This is a genomic window from Streptomyces sp. NPDC052042 (genome assembly GCF_044548345.1).
Lineage (GTDB): Bacteria > Actinomycetota > Actinomycetes > Streptomycetales > Streptomycetaceae > Streptomyces.
Window position 1 is genome coordinate 66,613 of the sequence record NZ_JBIUBU010000016.1, and the last position, 16,635, is coordinate 83,247.

Here is a 16,635-nt window from a genome sequence, read left to right on the forward strand (position 1 = left end):
GGGAATGATTGCCGCCACAGCCGAGCCCGAGCCGGCCGGACCGGACACAGCCGCACCCGAGGCCGTTTCGACGGTCCCGACCGCCCCGACCGTCCCGCTGAAGCCACGGCTGCGCGGTTGGCTGCACGCCGGTATGTTCCCCGCCGTGGTCATCGCGGGAATCACGCTGATCGCACTGACCGACAGCGCCCGGGGCCGCATCGCCTGTGCCGTGTACACGCTCACCGCGTGCCTGCTGTTCGGGGTGAGCGCGCTCTACCACCGCGGCACCTGGGGACCGCGCGGCGAAGCGGTGCTCCGCCGCCTCGACCACGCCAACATCTTCCTGATCATCGCGGGCACCTACACCCCGTTGACCCTGCTCCTGCTGCCCGACGCGAAGGGGACCCCGCTGCTGTGGGCGGTGTGGGCGGCGGCCACCGCGGGCATCGTCTTCCGGGTGTTCTGGGTCGGCGCCCCGCGCTGGCTCTACACGCCCTGCTACATAGCCATGGGCTGGGCCGCGGTGTTCTTCCTCCCGGACTTCCTGCGCACGGGCGGGATCGCGGTGCTGGTGCTGGTCGTCGTCGGCGGACTGCTCTACAGCGCCGGAGGGGTCATCTACGGCATCAAGCGGCCGAATCCGTCCCCGCGCTGGTTCGGCTTCCACGAGGTGTTCCACTCGCTGACCCTGGCGGCCTTCATCGTGCACTACGTCGGCATCTCGCTGGTGGCCTACAACCACGCCTGACGCCGCCCGAACGGCTCCCGCTCCTGCTCGCCCTCGTTCCGCCCGTTCTGCCCGTCCCGCTCCCGCTCCATCCTGCCCTCCGGCCCCGCTCCGCCCCTCCGCCCTCCATCGCTCCTCGCTGCACCCCTCCGTCGTCTTCCGCTCTCCGTCGTCTTCCGCTCTCCGTCTTCCGTTTTCCGTCAGCGCCCATCCCGTGGCCGTGGCTTCGAAGCCGCGGCCACTCCTGCTCCATGGCCCTGGACCCGCCCATGGCCGACAATGACGACCATGGCCGTCACCTCCCGTACCCCTTCCGTTTTCGTATCCGGGGTTCCTTCACAGCTGGGTCTGCGCGAGCGGAAGAAGCTCAGGACCCGCATGGCGATCCGCCGGGCCGCGCACCGGCTGATCGCCGAACAGGGGTACGAAGCGACGACGATCGAGCAGATCGCCGAGGCGGCCGAGGTGTCACCGAGCACCGTGTGCCGCTACTTCGGTACCAAGGAGGACATCGTCCTCACCGACGCGTACGACCCGGCCCTGGAGGCCGGGTTGCGCAGGCGGCCGACCGGTGAACCGCCTCTGGAGTCGCTGCGGTACGTCCTGACCCGGACGCTGCCGACGTTCCTCGTGAGCGACGAGGAGGAGGTGCGGCAGCGCACACGGCTGCTGGTGGAGGTCCCCGCCGTCCGGGCGCGGATGACGGAGACCATGTCGGACACGGCCAGGATGCTGGCTCGGGTGCTCGCCGAGCGCAGCGGGCGCGACGCCGACGACCTGGCGGTCCGGGTGTTCGTCGCGGCAGTGCTGGGCGCGCTGCGCGAGGTGACCCTGTACTGGGGCGAACACGGCCAGAAGGACGACCTCACGGACCTCATCGACCGGGCGCTGGACACGCTCGAAGGCGGTATGACGCTGTAGTCGACCACCGCCGCGAGCCGGGCTCCGGGAACGGCGTCCGCGGATCCGGGCGGCCCGCAGGCGGAGCGGGACAACGCTCGGAAGAGCTCTCAGGGGTGGCGGGGGCTCGCCTCCCTCGGTCCGGCTCCCAGACGACGGGCCAGCTCCTCCGGGTCCGTCGTCGGGGCGTCGCACACGAAGTGCCGGCACACATATGCCGTCGGCGCGCCGCCCTCCATCGGCCGGTCCGCCAGCAGCGGAAACTCGGCCCCGCCCGTCTCCCCGGCCGCCACCACCGCACCGGGCGCCCGGCCCAGCAGCGCCGTACGGTGCAGTTCGCCGCCGACCGGACCGGCGACCGCCACCTCGCGCGGCCCGTCGAGCAGCGCCTCGGCGACGGCGAGCCCCCAGCCGATGAAGCGCGGCACCCGCGGGCCCAGCGTCCTCACCACGCCCAACGCCTCCTCCGCGGTGCTGCGATGGGTCTCCGAACCGGTGTGCGCGGCGTACGAGAGGAGCGCGCCGGCCGCCGCCGTCCAGCCCGACGGGGCCGCGTTGTCGGTGGGGTCCTGCGGACGGCGGATCAGCTGCTCGGCGTCGTCCGCCGTGTCGTACAGTTGCCCGCCCTCACCGGTGAAGTGCCGGAGCACGGTGTCGAGCAGGAGACCGGCGAACTCCAGCCAGACGCCCTCGCCGGTCACCGAGGCCAGCGCGAGGAAGCCCTCCGCGACATCGCCGTAGTCCTCCAGCACCCCGGCGTGCCCGCCGGGCCGGCCGTCCTTCGAGGTGCGGGCCAGCCGGGCGGTGTCCCCCATGTGGACGCGGACCAGCAGATCCGCCGCCTCGGTGGCGCGTTCGACGAGGTCGGGCCGGTCGAAGTAGGCCCCCGTCTCGGCGAGCGCGGCAATCGCCAGGCCGTTCCACGCGGCGACCACCTTGTCGTCCCGCCCGGGGCGCGGGCGCTCCTCGCGGGCCGCCAGCAGCAGGGCCCGCACCCGGTCGGCCCGGCCCGTGTCCGCCTCGGGGCCCGTACCGGCCAGCCGCAGGACGGAGGCGCCCGCCTCGAAGGTGCCCTCCTCCGTCACGTCGAAGCAGGCGGCGGCGAACTCCGCGTCCCGCTCGCCGAGGACCTCGCGCAACTGCTCCGGCGTCCACACGTAGTACGCGCCCTCGATGTGCCGGCCACCGATGTCGGCGCCGCCCGTGATCTCGGCGCTGTCCGCGTCCAGCGCGGAGGCGAAACCACCCTCGGCGGTGCGCAGTTCACGCACCATGAAGTCGGCGGTCTCCACGGCGACCCGGCGCGCCTCGGCCGAACCCGTCGTCCGCCACAGATGCGTGTACGCCCGGCAGAGCAGCGCGTTGTCGTACAGCATCTTCTCGAAGTGCGGTACCAGAGGCCCCCCGGGCCGCTGACGCAGTACGTAGCGGTGGAAGCCGCCGCCGACCTGGTCGAAGAGGCTCGACCGGGCCATCGCCCCGCACAGCCCCTCGGCCATGTCGAGGGCCCCCTGGGACTCGGTCCGGGCGTGGTGCCGGAGCAGGAACTCGACGACCATGCTCGGCGGGAACTTCGTGTCCCCGGCGAACCATCCGGATGCCGGATCGTACGAGCGGGTGAGTTCGAGCAGCGCCTGGGCGAGTTCCGCCTCACCTGGCGGCCCGGCCTGCACATGGTCGAGCTGCCGCCCGGCCAGGTCTCGCGTGATCTTCAGCGCCACCTCGGCCACCTCGCCGGGCCGCTCGGCCCAAGCCGCCCGCACCCCCTCCAGCACCTGCTTGAACGACGGCATCCCGTGCCGCGACTCGGGCGGGAAGTACGTGCCGAAATAGAACGGCCGGCCCTCGGAGGTCATGAAGACCGACATCGGCCATCCGCCCTGGCCGGTCGCCGCCTGAAGCGCCTCCATGTAGACGGCGTCGACGTCGGGCCGCTCCTCCCGGTCCACCTTCACGGACACGAAGTGCGCGTTCATGAAGGCCGCCGTCTCCTCGTCCTCGAAGCTCTCGTGGGCGAGCACATGGCACCAGTGGCAGGAGCTGTAGCCGACGCTCAGGAACACGGGCACGCCGCGCCTGCGTGCCTCCTCGAAGGCGGCGGGCTCCCACGGCCACCAGTCGACGGGATTGTCCGCGTGCTGGAGGAGGTACGGGGACGTGGCGTGCGCGAGTCGGTTGGCCATGGACCCATCCTCGCGTACCCGGCCGGACGGCGCGCCCACGCCGCGGGGTGCCCGGTGAGGCTTGTCCGACCCGCCATTCGACGCGGCACTCGTCCGGCCCAGTGCCGGAAGAGGAAGGGGACGGCCCACCACCGGGAACGGCACCCGGCGGGCCCACCGCCAGGAGCGGCACTCGTCCGGCCCACCACGCGGAACGGCGCTCGTCCGGCCCCACCCGGAACGGCGCTCAGCCGGCCCAGCGCCCGGAGAGGAAGGTGACGGCGACGACGGTCATCAGGGGGGCGGCAATGGCGAGATAGGCGGTCTTGACCTGGGGTCGCCGCAGGCTCCACCCGGCGAGGCCGGCCCACAGGGGCCACCACAGGAGGCTCGCGCGGGGAATGGAGGTGTACCAGTAGGAGGTGCCCAGCGCCCACAGGCTCAGCCCGATGTACGCGCCCTCCGCCCAGCGCCCGCGCCACAGCAGCACTCCGCACAGGACGACCCCGATCAGCATGGTGAGCAGCTCGGCCTGGCTCATCAGGGCGTACCCGGTGGCCTGGGAGTGGCCGAAGGCGGCGTGCCAGGTGTTCGCCCAGGCTTCCCAGGGGGCGTGGAAATCGCGGTACCAGCCGCGTTCCTCGGCGTGCTTCCAGGCCATCCAGTCACCGGTGTGCGCGTGCAGGTACCAGCTGTACAGCAGCGGCGGCAGGGCGGGCAGGAACAACCAGGGGAGGCGGCGCCAGTGGGCGGCGGTGCGGGCGGTGACCAGGAAGTGGACGGCGAGGGCCGCGGCGAGGAAGAGCCCGCTGACCCGGACGCTGGTGGCCAGGGCCGTCAGCAGGGCCGCGAGCGGCCAGTTGAGGCGCTGGGCGGCGAGCCAGGCGGGCAGGGCCAGGGCCAGGAAGAGCGCCTCGGTGTAGCCGGCGGCCAGGAAGACCGCGCACGGGGAGAGCAGGAAGAACAGCGCCGCGCGGGGACCGGCCTCGTCCTGCGGCAGGTACAGCCGGGCGATCCGGGCGAGGGCCAGGACGGCGACGCCCCCGGCGACGAAGGAGATCAGGGCGCCGGCCGCGGGCCAGCTCGGGACGACCGTGTGGACGGCGCGCAGCAGGAAGGGGAAGCCGGGGAAGAACGCCTCCCGGTTGTCCCACTCGGATATCCAGGGCCCCTGCCCGTCCGGGAAGTACCCCTCCTGGGCTATGTGCAGGTAGTGCCACCAGTCCCAGCGCTGCCACGAGGAGAAGAACGAACCCGCGTGGCGGCTCTGCCCGTCCTCGGCGAACAGCCAGCGGGTGCAGTACGCGACGGTCCAGATGCCCACCCGGGTCAGCAGGTACAGCCACAGCACCTCGCGGTCAGCGGGCGCGATCCGCCGCAGCGGCCGGAGCAGCCGGCCCGAAAGGCCCGTGTCCGGTGCCGCGGCACCGGCTGACGTCGTCGAGGCGGCTCCGCTCCGGGCGGACCCCCCGTGCTCGTGCTGCCGGCAGGGAGTGGGAAGGGTCACTGCGAGGTCTCCGGGGTCGGGGTGGGGCGGGCCGGACGGGGACGGTTCGGGTGCTGCGGGGTTCGGGGGCTGTGGACGGGCCGGACGGCGCGGGCGGGCACCGCCCCGCAGGCGGGCGGGAGGGGTCGACGACGGGCAGGAGAGGGACAGGAGACGCGCGGCCGGGAAGGAGTGAAGCGACGAAGGCGTGACGTGGCGATGGGCGCAGTCGGCGATGCGCCGCGCCACGGAGGCACAAAAGCGGTGCGACGCGGTGCGAAGACGCGGGACGGCTCCCCGGACGGTACCGGCCGGGAAGCTCCGAACCGTTTCGCCCGCCACCGGCCCGCCTCCGGTCGGCGGCGGGCCGGCCGAACACGTGAAGGCGTTCACGGTCGTGCGCAGGCACCGCGGTCGTACGGAGCCGTCCACGACCGCGCGGTCACGCCGAACCACCGGAACGACGTGGCCGGAGCGCCTCGGCCCGGGACGGCACGGTACGACCGGCAGAACGGACCGGCGTGGCTCCGGCGCGAGACCCGGGCGCGAGCCCGGGCATGTCGCCGCGCCCGCCGTGCCGGAAGGTTCCGGCACGGCGGGCGCGGTGAGGGCATGACGGCACCGGCGGGCGGCGCTCCGCGCCCGCCTCCGCCCGCCTCCGCCCGCCTCCGCTCTCGCTCCTGCTTCCGCGCCTGTTCGCGCTTTCGCTTGCGCCGTCGGCGCTACTTCCGCTTCGCGGTGCCCGCCGCCGCGCCGGCATCGGCCGTTGCTGCGGGGTCCGGGGCCTCCTCGAAGTCGACCCTGGCCATGTGCCGGTGCATGGACTTCATCAGCATCCAGACGCCGACGGCGAGCGCCGCGAAGACGAGGAAGCCGAGGACGCCGGGGGTCACCTTGTTCTTGTCGAACGAGTCGGCGAGCGGAACGAGATCGGTCAGTACCTGAGTCGCGCACATATCAGGCATTGTCGCGGATGCCCGCGAAGAGGTCGCTCTCGGGGATGGAAGTGTCGACGAGGGACTTCGCCAGCTCGTACTCCTCGGTCGGCCAAACCTCCTTCTGGATCTCCATCGGAACGCGGAACCAGCCGCCGTCGGGGTCGATCTGCGTCGCGTGAGCGAGCAGCGCCTTGTCCCGGATCTCGAAGAAGTCCGCGCACGGGATGTGCGTGGTGAGGGTGCGCTCCTCGCGTTCGAACTCCTTCCAGCGCTTGAGCCAGTCGCCGTACGGGGACTCCAGGCCACGGGCGAGCAGGGCCTCGTGGAGCGCCACCGTGCGCGGCCGGTTGAAGCCCTGGTTGTAGTAGAGCTTCAGCGGCTGCCAGGCCGGGCCGAACTCCGACTCCGGGAAGGTCTCGGTATCCGTCGCGCCCTCGAACGCGATCATCGAGATCTTGTGGGTCATGATGTGGTCGGGGTGCGGGTAGCCGCCGTTCTCGTCGTACGTCGTGACGACGTGCGGCCGGAACGCGCGGATGCTGCGGACGAGGCGCCCGGCGGCCTTCTCCTCGTCCTCCAACGCGAAACAGCCCTCGGGCAGCGGCGGCAGCGGGTCGCCCTCGGGCAGCCCCGAGTCGACGAAGCCGAGCCACTCCTGCTCGACACCGAGGATCTCCCGGGCCTCGTCCATTTCCTTCCGGCGCACCTCGTGGATGTGCTCCTCGATGTACGCGTCGCCCTGCAGCTTCGGATTGAGGATGGAGCCGCGCTCGCCTCCCGTGCAGGTCACCACCAGCACGTCCACCCCCTCGGACACATACTTGGCCATTGTTGCCGCGCCCTTGCTCGATTCGTCGTCGGGGTGGGCGTGAACGGCCATCAAACGCAGCTGCTCAGTCAATCTCGGTCCTCAGTGATCGGTCGCGATCCGGTCGCGATTACACGGTGTCATCAACGTCGACGTGCTGTGTCGTCCCCGCAGGCGTGGGCGCGGGGTAGTGGTCAGGCGTCGGGTCCGGGGCTTCTATAGTGACCGAACCGGGGGGCGGAAAATTCCTCGGTCCCCGGCACGGGAGGAACGATCATGACCGCGGTGCGCGACGCGCTTCCGGAGAACCGCTACGGCCGCTCCGCGGACGAGCGTGCCGACCGCAGGCTCAGGATCACCGGTGCGGTGCTCGGCGTCGCCTTCCTCGGGTTGATCGGCTGGTACGGCTACGACTACGTCTCCGGACAGCAGATCAGCGCCGAGATGATCAAGCGCCAGGTCGTCTCCGACGAGCGGGTCGACGTGCACCTGGAGGTCCGCAAGAACGCGGACGCCAAGGGCTACTGCACTCTCCGCGCCCAGCACGAGGACGGCAGCGACGTGGCCCGCAAGGACTTCCGCTTCGACGACCGCGCGGACCGCGTGGACCGCATCGTGTCACTGCGTACGACCGCGAGGGCGACCAGCGTCGAACTACTGGGCTGTACCGCCGACGACGGACCGGCCGGCTGACGCCGGATCCCGGTCCCGGGCCCCCGTCCGGCGTACGGTCCGCCGCGGCGCCCCCGCGGACCAGGACGGCGAACTGACTCGCCACTCAGCGACACCCGGCCGCTCAGACAGTCGCTGACCTGCACAAACGTGTGCCTGGTGATTTACCTTCTCCCCCTTTTCCCGGTGAATTGTTAGGCTCGTGGTTTCGCCCACCCGTAGAGGCACATGCTTACGGGTAGGGCGATGCTTTGTATTCCCAGCACCGACGAGGAGCACCCTGTGACCCAGACCAGCGATAACGTCACCTGGCTCACTCAGGAGGCGTACAACCAGCTCAAGGCCGAGCTGGAGTACCTCTCTGGTCCCGCGCGCACGGAAATCTCCGTAAAGATCGCGGCGGCCCGTGAGGAGGGTGACCTCCGGGAGAACGGCGGGTACCACGCGGCCAAGGAGGAGCAGGGCAAGATGGAGTTGCGGGTGCGCCAGCTCACCCAGCTCCTGGAGCACGCGAAGGTCGGCGAGGCACCCGCCGACGACGGCGTGGTCGAGCCCGGCATGGTGGTCACCATCGCGTTCGACGGCGACCCGGACGACACCGTGACCTTCCTGCTCGCCTCCCGCGAATACGCGAGCGCGGACATCGAGACGTACTCCCCGCAGTCACCACTCGGCATCGGCGTCAACGGCATGCGCAAGGGTGACGTGGCCGAGTACGAGCTGCCGAACGGCAAGATGGCACGCGTGAAGATCCTTGAAGCGAGGCCCTACGACGGCTGACCCAAGGCATCGACGACGCGGGCTGCCGCCGACCCTCACGGGCGGCGGCACCCGCGCGTCCACGCGACCTCGCACCCCGCACACGGCTCCGCCGTGCCGAGCGATGTGCCGAACGCTCGACCGGCACGCGCAACGTTCGGGCTGTGCTCGGCCCTGCCGCGCACGGATTCTGCGAGGGGCACACGGCCCGGCCCGCGTCTTTGTGCGTCCCACGGAGATGCGGGCCCGCCGCCCCGAGGTCCCACAACCCCGAGATCCCACCGACGTGCGGTCTCAGCTCATCACCCGATAGCCCGCCTCACGCAGCGCCGACGAGACCTCCTCGCAGTGCTCCGGCCCCTTCGTCTCCAGTTGCAGCTCCACCTCGACCTCGGTCAGCCCGAGCCTGGGGTCGGTGCGGACGTGACCGATGTCCAGCACGTTGGCATCGGCAGCCGACAGCACACCGAGCAGCGTGGCCAGCGCTCCGGGCCGATCGGACAGCCGCAGCCGAAGACTCAGGTAGCGCCCTGCCGCCACCATGCCGTGGGTCAGCACGCGCTGCATCAGCAACGGGTCCACGTTGCCGCCCGACAACAGGGCCACGACCGGCCCGCGAAACGACTTGGGATCGCTCAGCAGTGCCGCGACCGGGCTCGCGCCCGCCGGTTCCACCACCAGCTTCGCCCGCTCCAGGCAGAGCAGCAGCGCACTGGACAGCTCGTCCTCGGAGACCGTGCGGATCTCGTCGACCAGCTCCCGGACGATCCCGAACGGCACATCGCCGGGCCGCCCCACCTTGATGCCGTCCGCCATCGTGTTCAGCGCGGCGATCGACACCGGGTGCCCCGCGGCCAGCGACGGCGGGTAGCCGGCCGCGCCCGCCGCCTGCACGCCCACGATCCGCACATCGGGTCGTAGTGCCTTCACCGCCAGCGCGATGCCCGCGACGAGCCCACCGCCGCCGACTCCGACGACGATCGTGCGCACCTCGGGGCACTGTTCAAGGATCTCCAGGCCCACCGTGCCCTGTCCGGCGATGATGTCGGGGTGGTCGAAGGGGTGGATGAAGACCGCGCCGGTCTCCCGCGCGTACTCCCTCGCGGCGTCCAGCGCCTCGTCGACGACATGGCCGTGCAACCGGACCTCGGCCCCGTACTGGCGGGTGGCGGCGACCTTCGGCAGGGGTGCCCCGGCCGGCATGAAGACCGTCGACCGCACGCCGAGCAGCGAGGACGCCAGCGCGACGCCCTGCGCGTGGTTCCCGGCGCTCGCGGCGACCACCCCGGCCGCCCGCTCCACCGGGGACAGGCCGGCGATCCGTACGTACGCGCCGCGCAGCTTGAACGAACCCGTCCGCTGGAGGTTCTCGCACTTGAAGTGGACCGGCGCGCCGACGAGGCCCGTCAGATGGCGGCTGCCCTCCATGGGGGTCACCCTGGCCACGCCGGAGAGCATCTTCTGCGCCCCGCGGACGTCGTCGAGGATGAGCGGGGGATGCTGGCCGGGCACGCGGAAGTCCATACGGCAAGTCTCGCAGCCCGACGTACCGTCGTGCGCCGCCCGGGATCCCGTCCTGAGTCGGTGTCCACGGGTTTGTGCAGCACTGGTACGCGTTGCCCCGGGGCCGCGTACTCTGTCCCCCACCCATCCGACACCGTACGAAGAGAGCTCCCGGCCATGCCCCCTCAGGACATGACGACAGCCGCGTCTCCTTCCGGGGGCGCGGCCCCCGGACCCGCGGAATCCGAGCACGTCCTGGACGTGCTCCAGCACCAGGTCGCGGTGTTCGCCCGCCGTGCCGAGCAGACCCGCCTCGGCGGCGTCGGTCAGGTCCGCAACTCCATGGACCGGGCCGCCTATCTGCTGCTCAACCGGCTGGACCGGGAGGGGCCGATGGGCGTCAAGGCCCTGGCCGCGGGCATGGGGATCGACTCGTCCACCGTGACCCGGCAGGTCGCGCCGCTCGTCGACACCGGCCTCGTCAAGCGCACCTCTCACCCGGAGGACGGCCGCGCCGTCGTGCTCCAGCTGTCCCCGCGCGGCCAGGAACGGCTGAACGAGGTCCGCAGCTCCCGGCGCGAACTCATGACGCAGGTCACGGAGAGCTGGACGGCCGTGGAACGCGAGACGTTCTGCGCGCTGCTGACCCGGTTCAACACGGCGCTGGCCGCCCGGCAGGCCACGCACCAGGCACCCTCGGCGGACTGATCCGCGCCCGGTCGGCCGCGTCCGGCGGACGACCGGGCGGACACCGGGCACCGGGCGCCGCAGGCGTCCCGTGACACCCCGGCCACGGCCGCGACCGTCACGGGACGCTTCGACCGGGCGCCCCCGCCGAACCGGCCGGTCGCCCGAACCACGCCGGTCGGCGGAACCGGCGTCGCTCGGCCGAACCGGCTTCGGGCGGCCGAACCGGCTTCGCGCGGCCGAACCGCGTCCGTCAGCCGAGCGCCTGTGTCAGATCGGCGATCAGGTCGTCGGCGGACTCGATGCCGACGGAGAGCCGGACGAGGTCGGACGGGACCTCCAGCGGGGAGCCCGCCGCCGAGGCGTGCGTCATCCGGCCCGGGTGCTCCACCAGGGACTCGACGCCGCCCAGCGACTCACCGAGGGTGAACACCTCGGCCCGGTTGCAGACCTGGACCGCCGCCTCCTCGCCGCCCGCGACCCGGAACGACACCATGCCGCCGAACGCCTTCATCTGCTTCGCGGCGACCTCGTGCCCCGCGTGCTCGGGCAGGCCCGGGTAGAGGACCTGGGTGACCTTGGGGTGGCGGGTCAGCAGATCGGCGATCTTCACCGCGTTCTCGCTGTGCCGGTCCATGCGGACCGCCAGCGTCTTGATGCCCCGCAGCACCAGCCACGCGTCGAACGGCCCGGCCACCGCACCCATCGCGTTCTGGTGGTACGCCAACTCCTCGGCCAGACCGGGGTCGTTGACGATCAGCGCGCCGCCGACGACGTCCGAGTGCCCGCCCATGTACTTGGTGGTGGAGTGCACCACCACGTCGGCCCCCAGAGCGAGGGGCTGCTGGAGGTACGGGCTGGCGAAGGTGTTGTCGACGACCAGCCGCACCCCCGCCGAACGGGCCACGTCGGCGACCGCGGCGATGTCGGTGATGCCGAGGAGCGGATTGGACGGGGTCTCCACCCAGATCGCCTTGGTGCGCGGGGTGATCGCGTCCCGTACCGCCGACACGTCCGAGGTGTCGGCGACCGAGAACTCCACGCCCCACCGCGAGACGACCTTCGCGAACAGCCGGAACGTTCCGCCGTAGGCGTCGTTCGGGATGACCACGTGATCGCCGGGGGTGAGCAGGGTGCGGAGCAGGCAGTCCTCGGCGGCGAGGCCGGAGGCGAAGGCCAGACCCCGACGGCCACCCTCCAGGGCCGCGAGGTTCTCCTCCAGGGCGGTACGGGTCGGGTTGGCGCTGCGGCTGTACTCGTAGCCGCCGCGCAACCCGCCCACGCCGTCCTGCTTGTACGTGGATACCTGGTAGATGGGCGGGACGACGGCGCCGGTGAGGGGGTCGGCGGTGTTACCCGCGTGGATCGCGAGAGTTTCGAAGCTGTGCTGGTCGCTCATGGGGCCCGAGCGTAGTTCGTCGCGAGGTCTCCCACCCCGCTTCCCGGCCGTCCGGTGACAATGGGGTCATGGAGATTCTCTGGTTCCTGATCGCAATGTGCATGCTCACCGCGGTCATCGGCCCGTTCCTGCTGCGCCGTCGCGGCGGAATCCGCCAGGTCGCACCCGGTTCGCCGGACGCCGCCGACCCGGACGCCTACGGCTTCGCGCGCCAGGAGGAGCTGGACATCCGGCTGCCGGGACCGGACCAGGATCTTCTCGACGTACTCGAGGTGGTGCAGCGTTCCCAGGACTGGCGTGCGGCCTCGCAGTTGCTGGCCGGTACGCCCAAGGAGAGCGAGCTGCGCTGGCAGCGGGTGCAGGCCTTCGCGGGTGCGGCAGCGCTGGAGCTGGCGGCGCAGCCGGGCGTCGGCGGCGCGTGGCTGCGCACGTGGCGGGCCGAGGCGCCGAAGGACGCGGGGGGCGCGGCGGTGCACGCCGAGTTCCTGGTGCAGCAGGCATGGCGTTCGTCGACCGCCGGAACCGACGACTTCCGGATCATCCTGGAGGAGGCCCGCACGGTCTGCGGCGAGGCGGCGCTGTTGGCGCCCGGCGACCCCGTCCCGTACCTCGTCGAACTGGCCGTCGCGCGCGGACTCGGCTACTCCCACGAGGAGTTCGACCAGTTGTGGGCGAAGGTGATCGACCGCGCCCCGACCCACATGGGCGCGTACCTGGCCGCGCTGCACTACTGGTGCGAGAAGTGGCACGGCTCCCGCGAGGAGGCCGACCGCTTCGCCACCTCGGCCGCCGCCCGCGCCGCGCACGGCTCGCTGCTGGCGGCGCTGCCGCTGTTCGCGGTGTACGAGCACCTGCCCGAGGTCAATCTCGTGCAGGGCTTCTACCGGAGCGCGGTGGTGACCAAGGCGGTGGAGGGCGCCCTGTTCGCGGTGCACTCGGCGCGCCCCGACGACCCGATGCTCGCCCATGTGCGCCACCTGCTGGTCTTCTTCCTGGTCCGGATGGAGCGCTGGTCGGAGGCGATGAACCAGATCATCCGCGTCGACGGCCACGTGGGCGCGCTGCCGTGGACCCAGAACCCCGACCCGGCCGCCGCGTACACGGTCCACCGCGCGCTGGCGGTCGCGGGTTACGAGGCGAACGGCGGGAACCCGGCGACGCTGCCGCGCTAGGGCGCCGCCGCACGACGACCAGTCGCCGCACGACCACCATCCGTGTACCGCCCGTGTACGAGGCACGAGGAGGGCGCCGGAATCCCCGGCGTCCTCCTCGCGTTATGCACACGTACCCGCTGCCAGGAGGAGCCCCCGCATGTTTCTGTATCGCCGCAACCCGCAGCTCCCCACCCCCGAGGAGGCCCTGAAGGGCCGCCCCGAGCCCGCGTTCGCCGTCCCGGACCGCCACACGGTCCTCGGCAACCCGCTGCTGGGCCCGTACCCGGAGGGCCTGGAGGTCGCGGACTTCGGACTGGGCTGCTTCTGGGGTGCCGAGCGCACGTTCTGGCAGGCGGAGGGCGTCTGGACGACGCTCGTCGGCTACCAGGGCGGCTACACGCAGAACCCCACGTACGAGGAAGCCTGCTCGGGCCTGACCGGCCACACCGAGGCCGTCCGCGTCGTCTTCGACCCGAAGACCGTCTCGTACGCCGAACTGCTGAAGCTGTTCTGGGAATCCCACGACCCGACGCAGGGCTTCCGCCAGGGCAATGACGTCGGTACGCAGTACCGCTCGGCGGTCTACACCCACTCCCCCGAGCAGGCGGCTGCCGCCGAGTCCTCCCGCGAGGCGTACCAGAAGGTGCTCACCGGTGCCGGCTACGGCGGGATCACCACCGAGATCCTCCCGGCCGAGGACCGCACGTTCTGGCCCGCCGAGGCGTACCACCAGCAGTACCTGGACAAGAACCCGGCGGGCTACTGCGGCATCGGCGGAACGGGGGTCTCCTGCCCGGTGGGAATCGCTCCGGCACCTGAGGCCACGGAGCGGTAGGCCGTCAAGCCCGCCCGGCGCCCAACCGGCCGTGCCGCCGGCGCCCACCACACGCGACCCCACGGCCGGTCCCGCGCAGCGTCCGGGCGATCCTGCTTGCTCAACGACGCGTCGGCCTTTGCTCCGCTCCTCGCCGCGCGAGCAACACAGCAACCGGACTTGCGGGCTCCCCCATGAACCACCGCGAGTACGTGCGGCGCCCACCGCCCCTTGCACCATGAGTCCACCAAGCCGTTCGACGGCGAGGACTCGGCCCGGTCATCGCGACGTGACGCCTACCCGTCCGGTGGCCTCCGTGGGGTCGTCCGGTTCCGGGTCGGTGGCCAGGCGGGCGTGCAGGTGCTCGTCGTGGTACGCCCCGTCACCGAAGCGATGTGAGTCGCGCAGGGTGCCTTCGGGGAGGTAGCCGCAGCGCTCGGCCACCCGGCAGGATGCCTCGTTGCCGACGGCGTGGGCGATCTCGATCCGTCGGGCATCGGCTGTCCGGAAGCCCCAGCTCGTGACCGCCTTCGTCGCTCGTGTGGCGACTCCCCGTCCGCGGGCGGCCGGCAGGGTCCAGTAGCCGATCATCGCCAGGCCGTCCGCGCGGTCCACCCAGCGCAGGGTGACGCTGCCCAGCAGGGCGCCATCGGTAGCGGTCACCGCGGCGAAGGAGGCGCCGGCGCCGCGGTCCCAGCCGCCGTCACGAGCTTCCAGCCAGGCCGAGGCATCGCCGCGGTCGGCTGTCGCAAGAGGGTTCCAGAGGGCGATCAGCGGGTCGGCCGCGGCGGCGATCAAGCCGTCCAGCATCGTCTCCGACTCGGCGGCCTCCCGACCCCATGGGTGTAGCAACACATCCCCCAGGTCGAGCGTAGTGCGGACGAAGGTCCGACGGTCGGCGGGGTCCTGGGAGACGGGCGGGCGCGCGGAGGTGCTCATGGCGCCCTTCCTACCCGGTCGTCAGTCCTGTCGCCACCCCTTTCCTGCCGTCACAGATCGGGCCGACCCTGGTGGGAACGTGCTCCAACGGCCGTCGGCCCCACATCTCGTGAGCATTCATGCCGGATAGGGACGGTATGCGCTGCGGGGATGCGCTGACCGAGGCCACGTCGTCGGACACCGGCCGCCCGGAGGCCATCGGCCCGGTTCGTCGCCGACACCGGGCGCTTGGTGACCCGGCGGAGTCGTTCCACGGAAGCAGCCGCATTCGAAAATCACTGGTCGGAACGGGCCCGTCGGACCCACCCTTGTGCTCCATGGAAGAACCGCAACGCAGGATCCGCGCGCTGTACACGACGTCCACAATCACCGCCTATCAGGCATACTCCCCCGAGATCGGCGTGCCCGCTGTTCGCCAGGGCCGCTTCCCCGCCGCGTGGAAGCGGGACCGCATGACGTGGATCAAACCGTCGTTCCTGTGGATGATGTACCGCTGCGGCTGGGGCACGAAAGCGGGGCAGGAGACCGTTGTCGCCGTCGAGATCACCCGCGATGGCTTCGAGTGGGCGCTGCGGAACGCGTGCCTGTCGAGTTACGCCCGTGGACTGCACTCCGACCGCAACGCCTGGCAAAGCCAGTTGAAGCGTGCCCCGGCCCGCGTCCAGTGGGACCCCGAGCGCGATCTGCGCCTCCAGCCGCGGCCCTACCGCTCGCTGCAACTCGGGCTCTCCGGTGAGGCCGTACGGCGATACGCGGACGAGTGGGTGGTCTCCGTCAATGACGTGACCCCGCTCGCCCACGAGATCCACGCACTCGTGAAGAGCGGCGATCTGGACTCCGCGGCCCGACTGCTGCCCGAGGAGCGGCCGTATCCGGCCGAAGACGAACTCATGGCGCACCTGCGCTCGTGACCGGACGCACGCGCCGAACGGCCGACTGCCGCGCATGGGGCACATGCCGGCACGGGCTCGCCGGGACGGGGCAGGCCTCATATGCCGCGGGGTGGTCCGTGACGCACCTGTGTCCGCTCGTCCGCGGACATGGGCAGGTCCTCCAGTTGGACGGGGCCGGGATAGAACGCCGAGCTGTTGGGGCCGGCCATGTCCTCGCCGACGAGGTAGCGGTAGAGCCATTCGGCGAAGGACATCTTGTGTGCGGACCAGTAGCCGTCACCGTCGTAGGTGATCAGCCTCGCCTCCCGTTCTTCGTGTCCGGGCAGGAGGAAGAGGTACTCCCCACGGTCGGTGGAGGTGAGCGGCATCAGGCCCTCAGGAACCCGGAACACCGGTTCCGTCAGGCCGGCCAGTTCTCCGGGGACTTCGTCCCCGTCGAGATCGAGGGCGTCCCGGCCGACCTCGTTGAAGGCGCGCGCCGTGTCCTGAATCCACTCGCCGAGGTTCCATCGCCGAGTCGCCGGATGCGACAGGTACAGGTGCCCGTTGATCTGGATGGGGGCGTAGGCGTCGACGATCTCCTTGTAGTCGGCCGGGAGGACCAGACCGAGATCGGCCTCCAACCGGTGCCATGCGGCGAGATCGCTGTAACGATTTTCGGGCGGGCCGATCATGCTGATCACGGCGCGGCAATAGTCGGTCATGGCACCTCGGTTGTCGCGCTACGCAGCGCACGTGAGTCGTCGGAGGAATCCCAGCATGGTCCATCACCCGGGGCGGGGGCGCGCCGGGGAGCCCGCCGGATTCTCATT

The 16,635-nt window shown here is 71.5% G+C and carries 16 protein-coding genes; 8 read left to right on the forward strand and 8 right to left on the reverse strand.

Annotated elements, in window-relative coordinates:
• Window positions 1-4: 4 nt before the first annotated feature.
• Together ACIHCL_RS24320 and ACIHCL_RS24325 are read left to right on the forward strand one after the other, a co-directional pair.
• The gene (locus ACIHCL_RS24320) at window positions 5-730 is read left to right on the forward strand and encodes a hemolysin III family protein (RefSeq protein WP_399864708.1); all 726 of its coding nucleotides are present in this window, start codon (window positions 5-7) and stop codon (window positions 728-730) included.
• A gap of 267 nt (window positions 731-997) precedes the next feature.
• On the forward strand, window positions 998-1,630 hold the full coding sequence (locus ACIHCL_RS24325; RefSeq protein ID WP_399864709.1) for a TetR/AcrR family transcriptional regulator: 633 nt from the start codon (window positions 998-1,000) through the stop codon (window positions 1,628-1,630).
• Window positions 1,631-1,719: 89 nt separating this feature from the next.
• On the opposite strand, the gene ACIHCL_RS24330 is transcribed toward ACIHCL_RS24325, so the two are convergent.
• The 4 genes from ACIHCL_RS24330 to mca form a co-directional block, all read right to left on the reverse strand.
• The gene (locus ACIHCL_RS24330) at window positions 1,720-3,792 is read right to left on the reverse strand and encodes a thioredoxin domain-containing protein (RefSeq protein WP_399864711.1); all 2,073 of its coding nucleotides are present in this window, start codon (window positions 3,790-3,792) and stop codon (window positions 1,720-1,722) included.
• 226 nt (window positions 3,793-4,018) lie between these two features.
• Complete coding sequence (locus tag ACIHCL_RS24335) at window positions 4,019-5,278, reverse strand: mannosyltransferase family protein (protein ID WP_399864712.1); 1,260 nt, start codon at window positions 5,276-5,278, stop codon at window positions 4,019-4,021.
• 701 nt (window positions 5,279-5,979) lie between these two features.
• Complete coding sequence (locus tag ACIHCL_RS24340; RefSeq protein ID WP_399864713.1) at window positions 5,980-6,213, reverse strand: hypothetical protein; 234 nt, start codon at window positions 6,211-6,213, stop codon at window positions 5,980-5,982.
• A 1-nt stretch (window position 6,214) separates the two neighbouring features.
• Window positions 6,215-7,096, reverse strand: coding sequence for a mycothiol conjugate amidase Mca (mca, locus tag ACIHCL_RS24345; protein WP_399864715.1), 882 nt, complete (start codon window positions 7,094-7,096; stop codon window positions 6,215-6,217).
• Window positions 7,097-7,279: 183 nt separating this feature from the next.
• On the opposite strand from mca, the gene ACIHCL_RS24350 reads away from it, so the two are divergent.
• Both ACIHCL_RS24350 and greA read left to right on the forward strand, forming a co-directional pair.
• Window positions 7,280-7,696, forward strand: coding sequence for a DUF4307 domain-containing protein (locus ACIHCL_RS24350; protein ID WP_399864716.1), 417 nt, complete (start codon window positions 7,280-7,282; stop codon window positions 7,694-7,696).
• 261 nt (window positions 7,697-7,957) lie between these two features.
• Window positions 7,958-8,455 (forward strand): transcription elongation factor GreA, encoded by a 498-nt coding sequence (gene greA, locus ACIHCL_RS24355; protein ID WP_399864718.1) that lies wholly within the window; start codon window positions 7,958-7,960, stop codon window positions 8,453-8,455.
• A 273-nt stretch (window positions 8,456-8,728) separates the two neighbouring features.
• Here greA and ilvA read toward each other — a convergent pair whose 3' ends face one another.
• Window positions 8,729-9,958 carry a threonine ammonia-lyase gene (ilvA, locus tag ACIHCL_RS24360; protein WP_399864720.1) on the reverse strand — a complete coding sequence of 410 codons (1,230 nt, stop codon included), beginning with the start codon at window positions 9,956-9,958 and terminating at the stop codon, window positions 8,729-8,731.
• A gap of 156 nt (window positions 9,959-10,114) precedes the next feature.
• Between ilvA and ACIHCL_RS24365 the strand changes: the two genes are divergently transcribed.
• Complete coding sequence (locus ACIHCL_RS24365; protein ID WP_399864722.1) at window positions 10,115-10,645, forward strand: MarR family winged helix-turn-helix transcriptional regulator; 531 nt, start codon at window positions 10,115-10,117, stop codon at window positions 10,643-10,645.
• Window positions 10,646-10,877: 232 nt separating this feature from the next.
• Here the strand turns inward: ACIHCL_RS24365 and ACIHCL_RS24370 are convergent, their stop codons facing one another.
• Window positions 10,878-12,023, reverse strand: a complete 1,146-nt coding sequence (locus tag ACIHCL_RS24370) for a cystathionine gamma-synthase (protein WP_399864723.1) — start codon at window positions 12,021-12,023, stop codon at window positions 10,878-10,880.
• Between the two features lie 68 nt (window positions 12,024-12,091).
• Here ACIHCL_RS24370 and ACIHCL_RS24375 point away from each other — a divergent pair, with 68 nt between their 5' ends.
• On the forward strand, window positions 12,092-13,195 hold the full coding sequence (locus tag ACIHCL_RS24375; RefSeq protein WP_399864725.1) for a hypothetical protein: 1,104 nt from the start codon (window positions 12,092-12,094) through the stop codon (window positions 13,193-13,195).
• Window positions 13,196-13,334: 139 nt separating this feature from the next.
• Window positions 13,335-14,012, forward strand: a complete 678-nt coding sequence (gene msrA / locus ACIHCL_RS24380) for a peptide-methionine (S)-S-oxide reductase MsrA (protein WP_399864726.1) — start codon at window positions 13,335-13,337, stop codon at window positions 14,010-14,012.
• 258 nt (window positions 14,013-14,270) lie between these two features.
• Here the strand turns inward: msrA and ACIHCL_RS24385 are convergent, their stop codons facing one another.
• Complete coding sequence (locus ACIHCL_RS24385; protein ID WP_399864728.1) at window positions 14,271-14,930, reverse strand: GNAT family N-acetyltransferase; 660 nt, start codon at window positions 14,928-14,930, stop codon at window positions 14,271-14,273.
• A 317-nt stretch (window positions 14,931-15,247) separates the two neighbouring features.
• On the opposite strand from ACIHCL_RS24385, the gene ACIHCL_RS24390 reads away from it, so the two are divergent.
• A complete protein-coding gene (locus ACIHCL_RS24390) occupies window positions 15,248-15,841 on the forward strand; it encodes a DUF4291 domain-containing protein (RefSeq protein WP_399864729.1) in 594 nt (197 codons plus the stop codon).
• A 77-nt stretch (window positions 15,842-15,918) separates the two neighbouring features.
• Here the strand turns inward: ACIHCL_RS24390 and ACIHCL_RS24395 are convergent, their stop codons facing one another.
• Window positions 15,919-16,527, reverse strand: coding sequence for an SMI1/KNR4 family protein (locus ACIHCL_RS24395; RefSeq protein WP_399864730.1), 609 nt, complete (start codon window positions 16,525-16,527; stop codon window positions 15,919-15,921).
• Window positions 16,528-16,635: the final 108 nt, after the last annotated feature.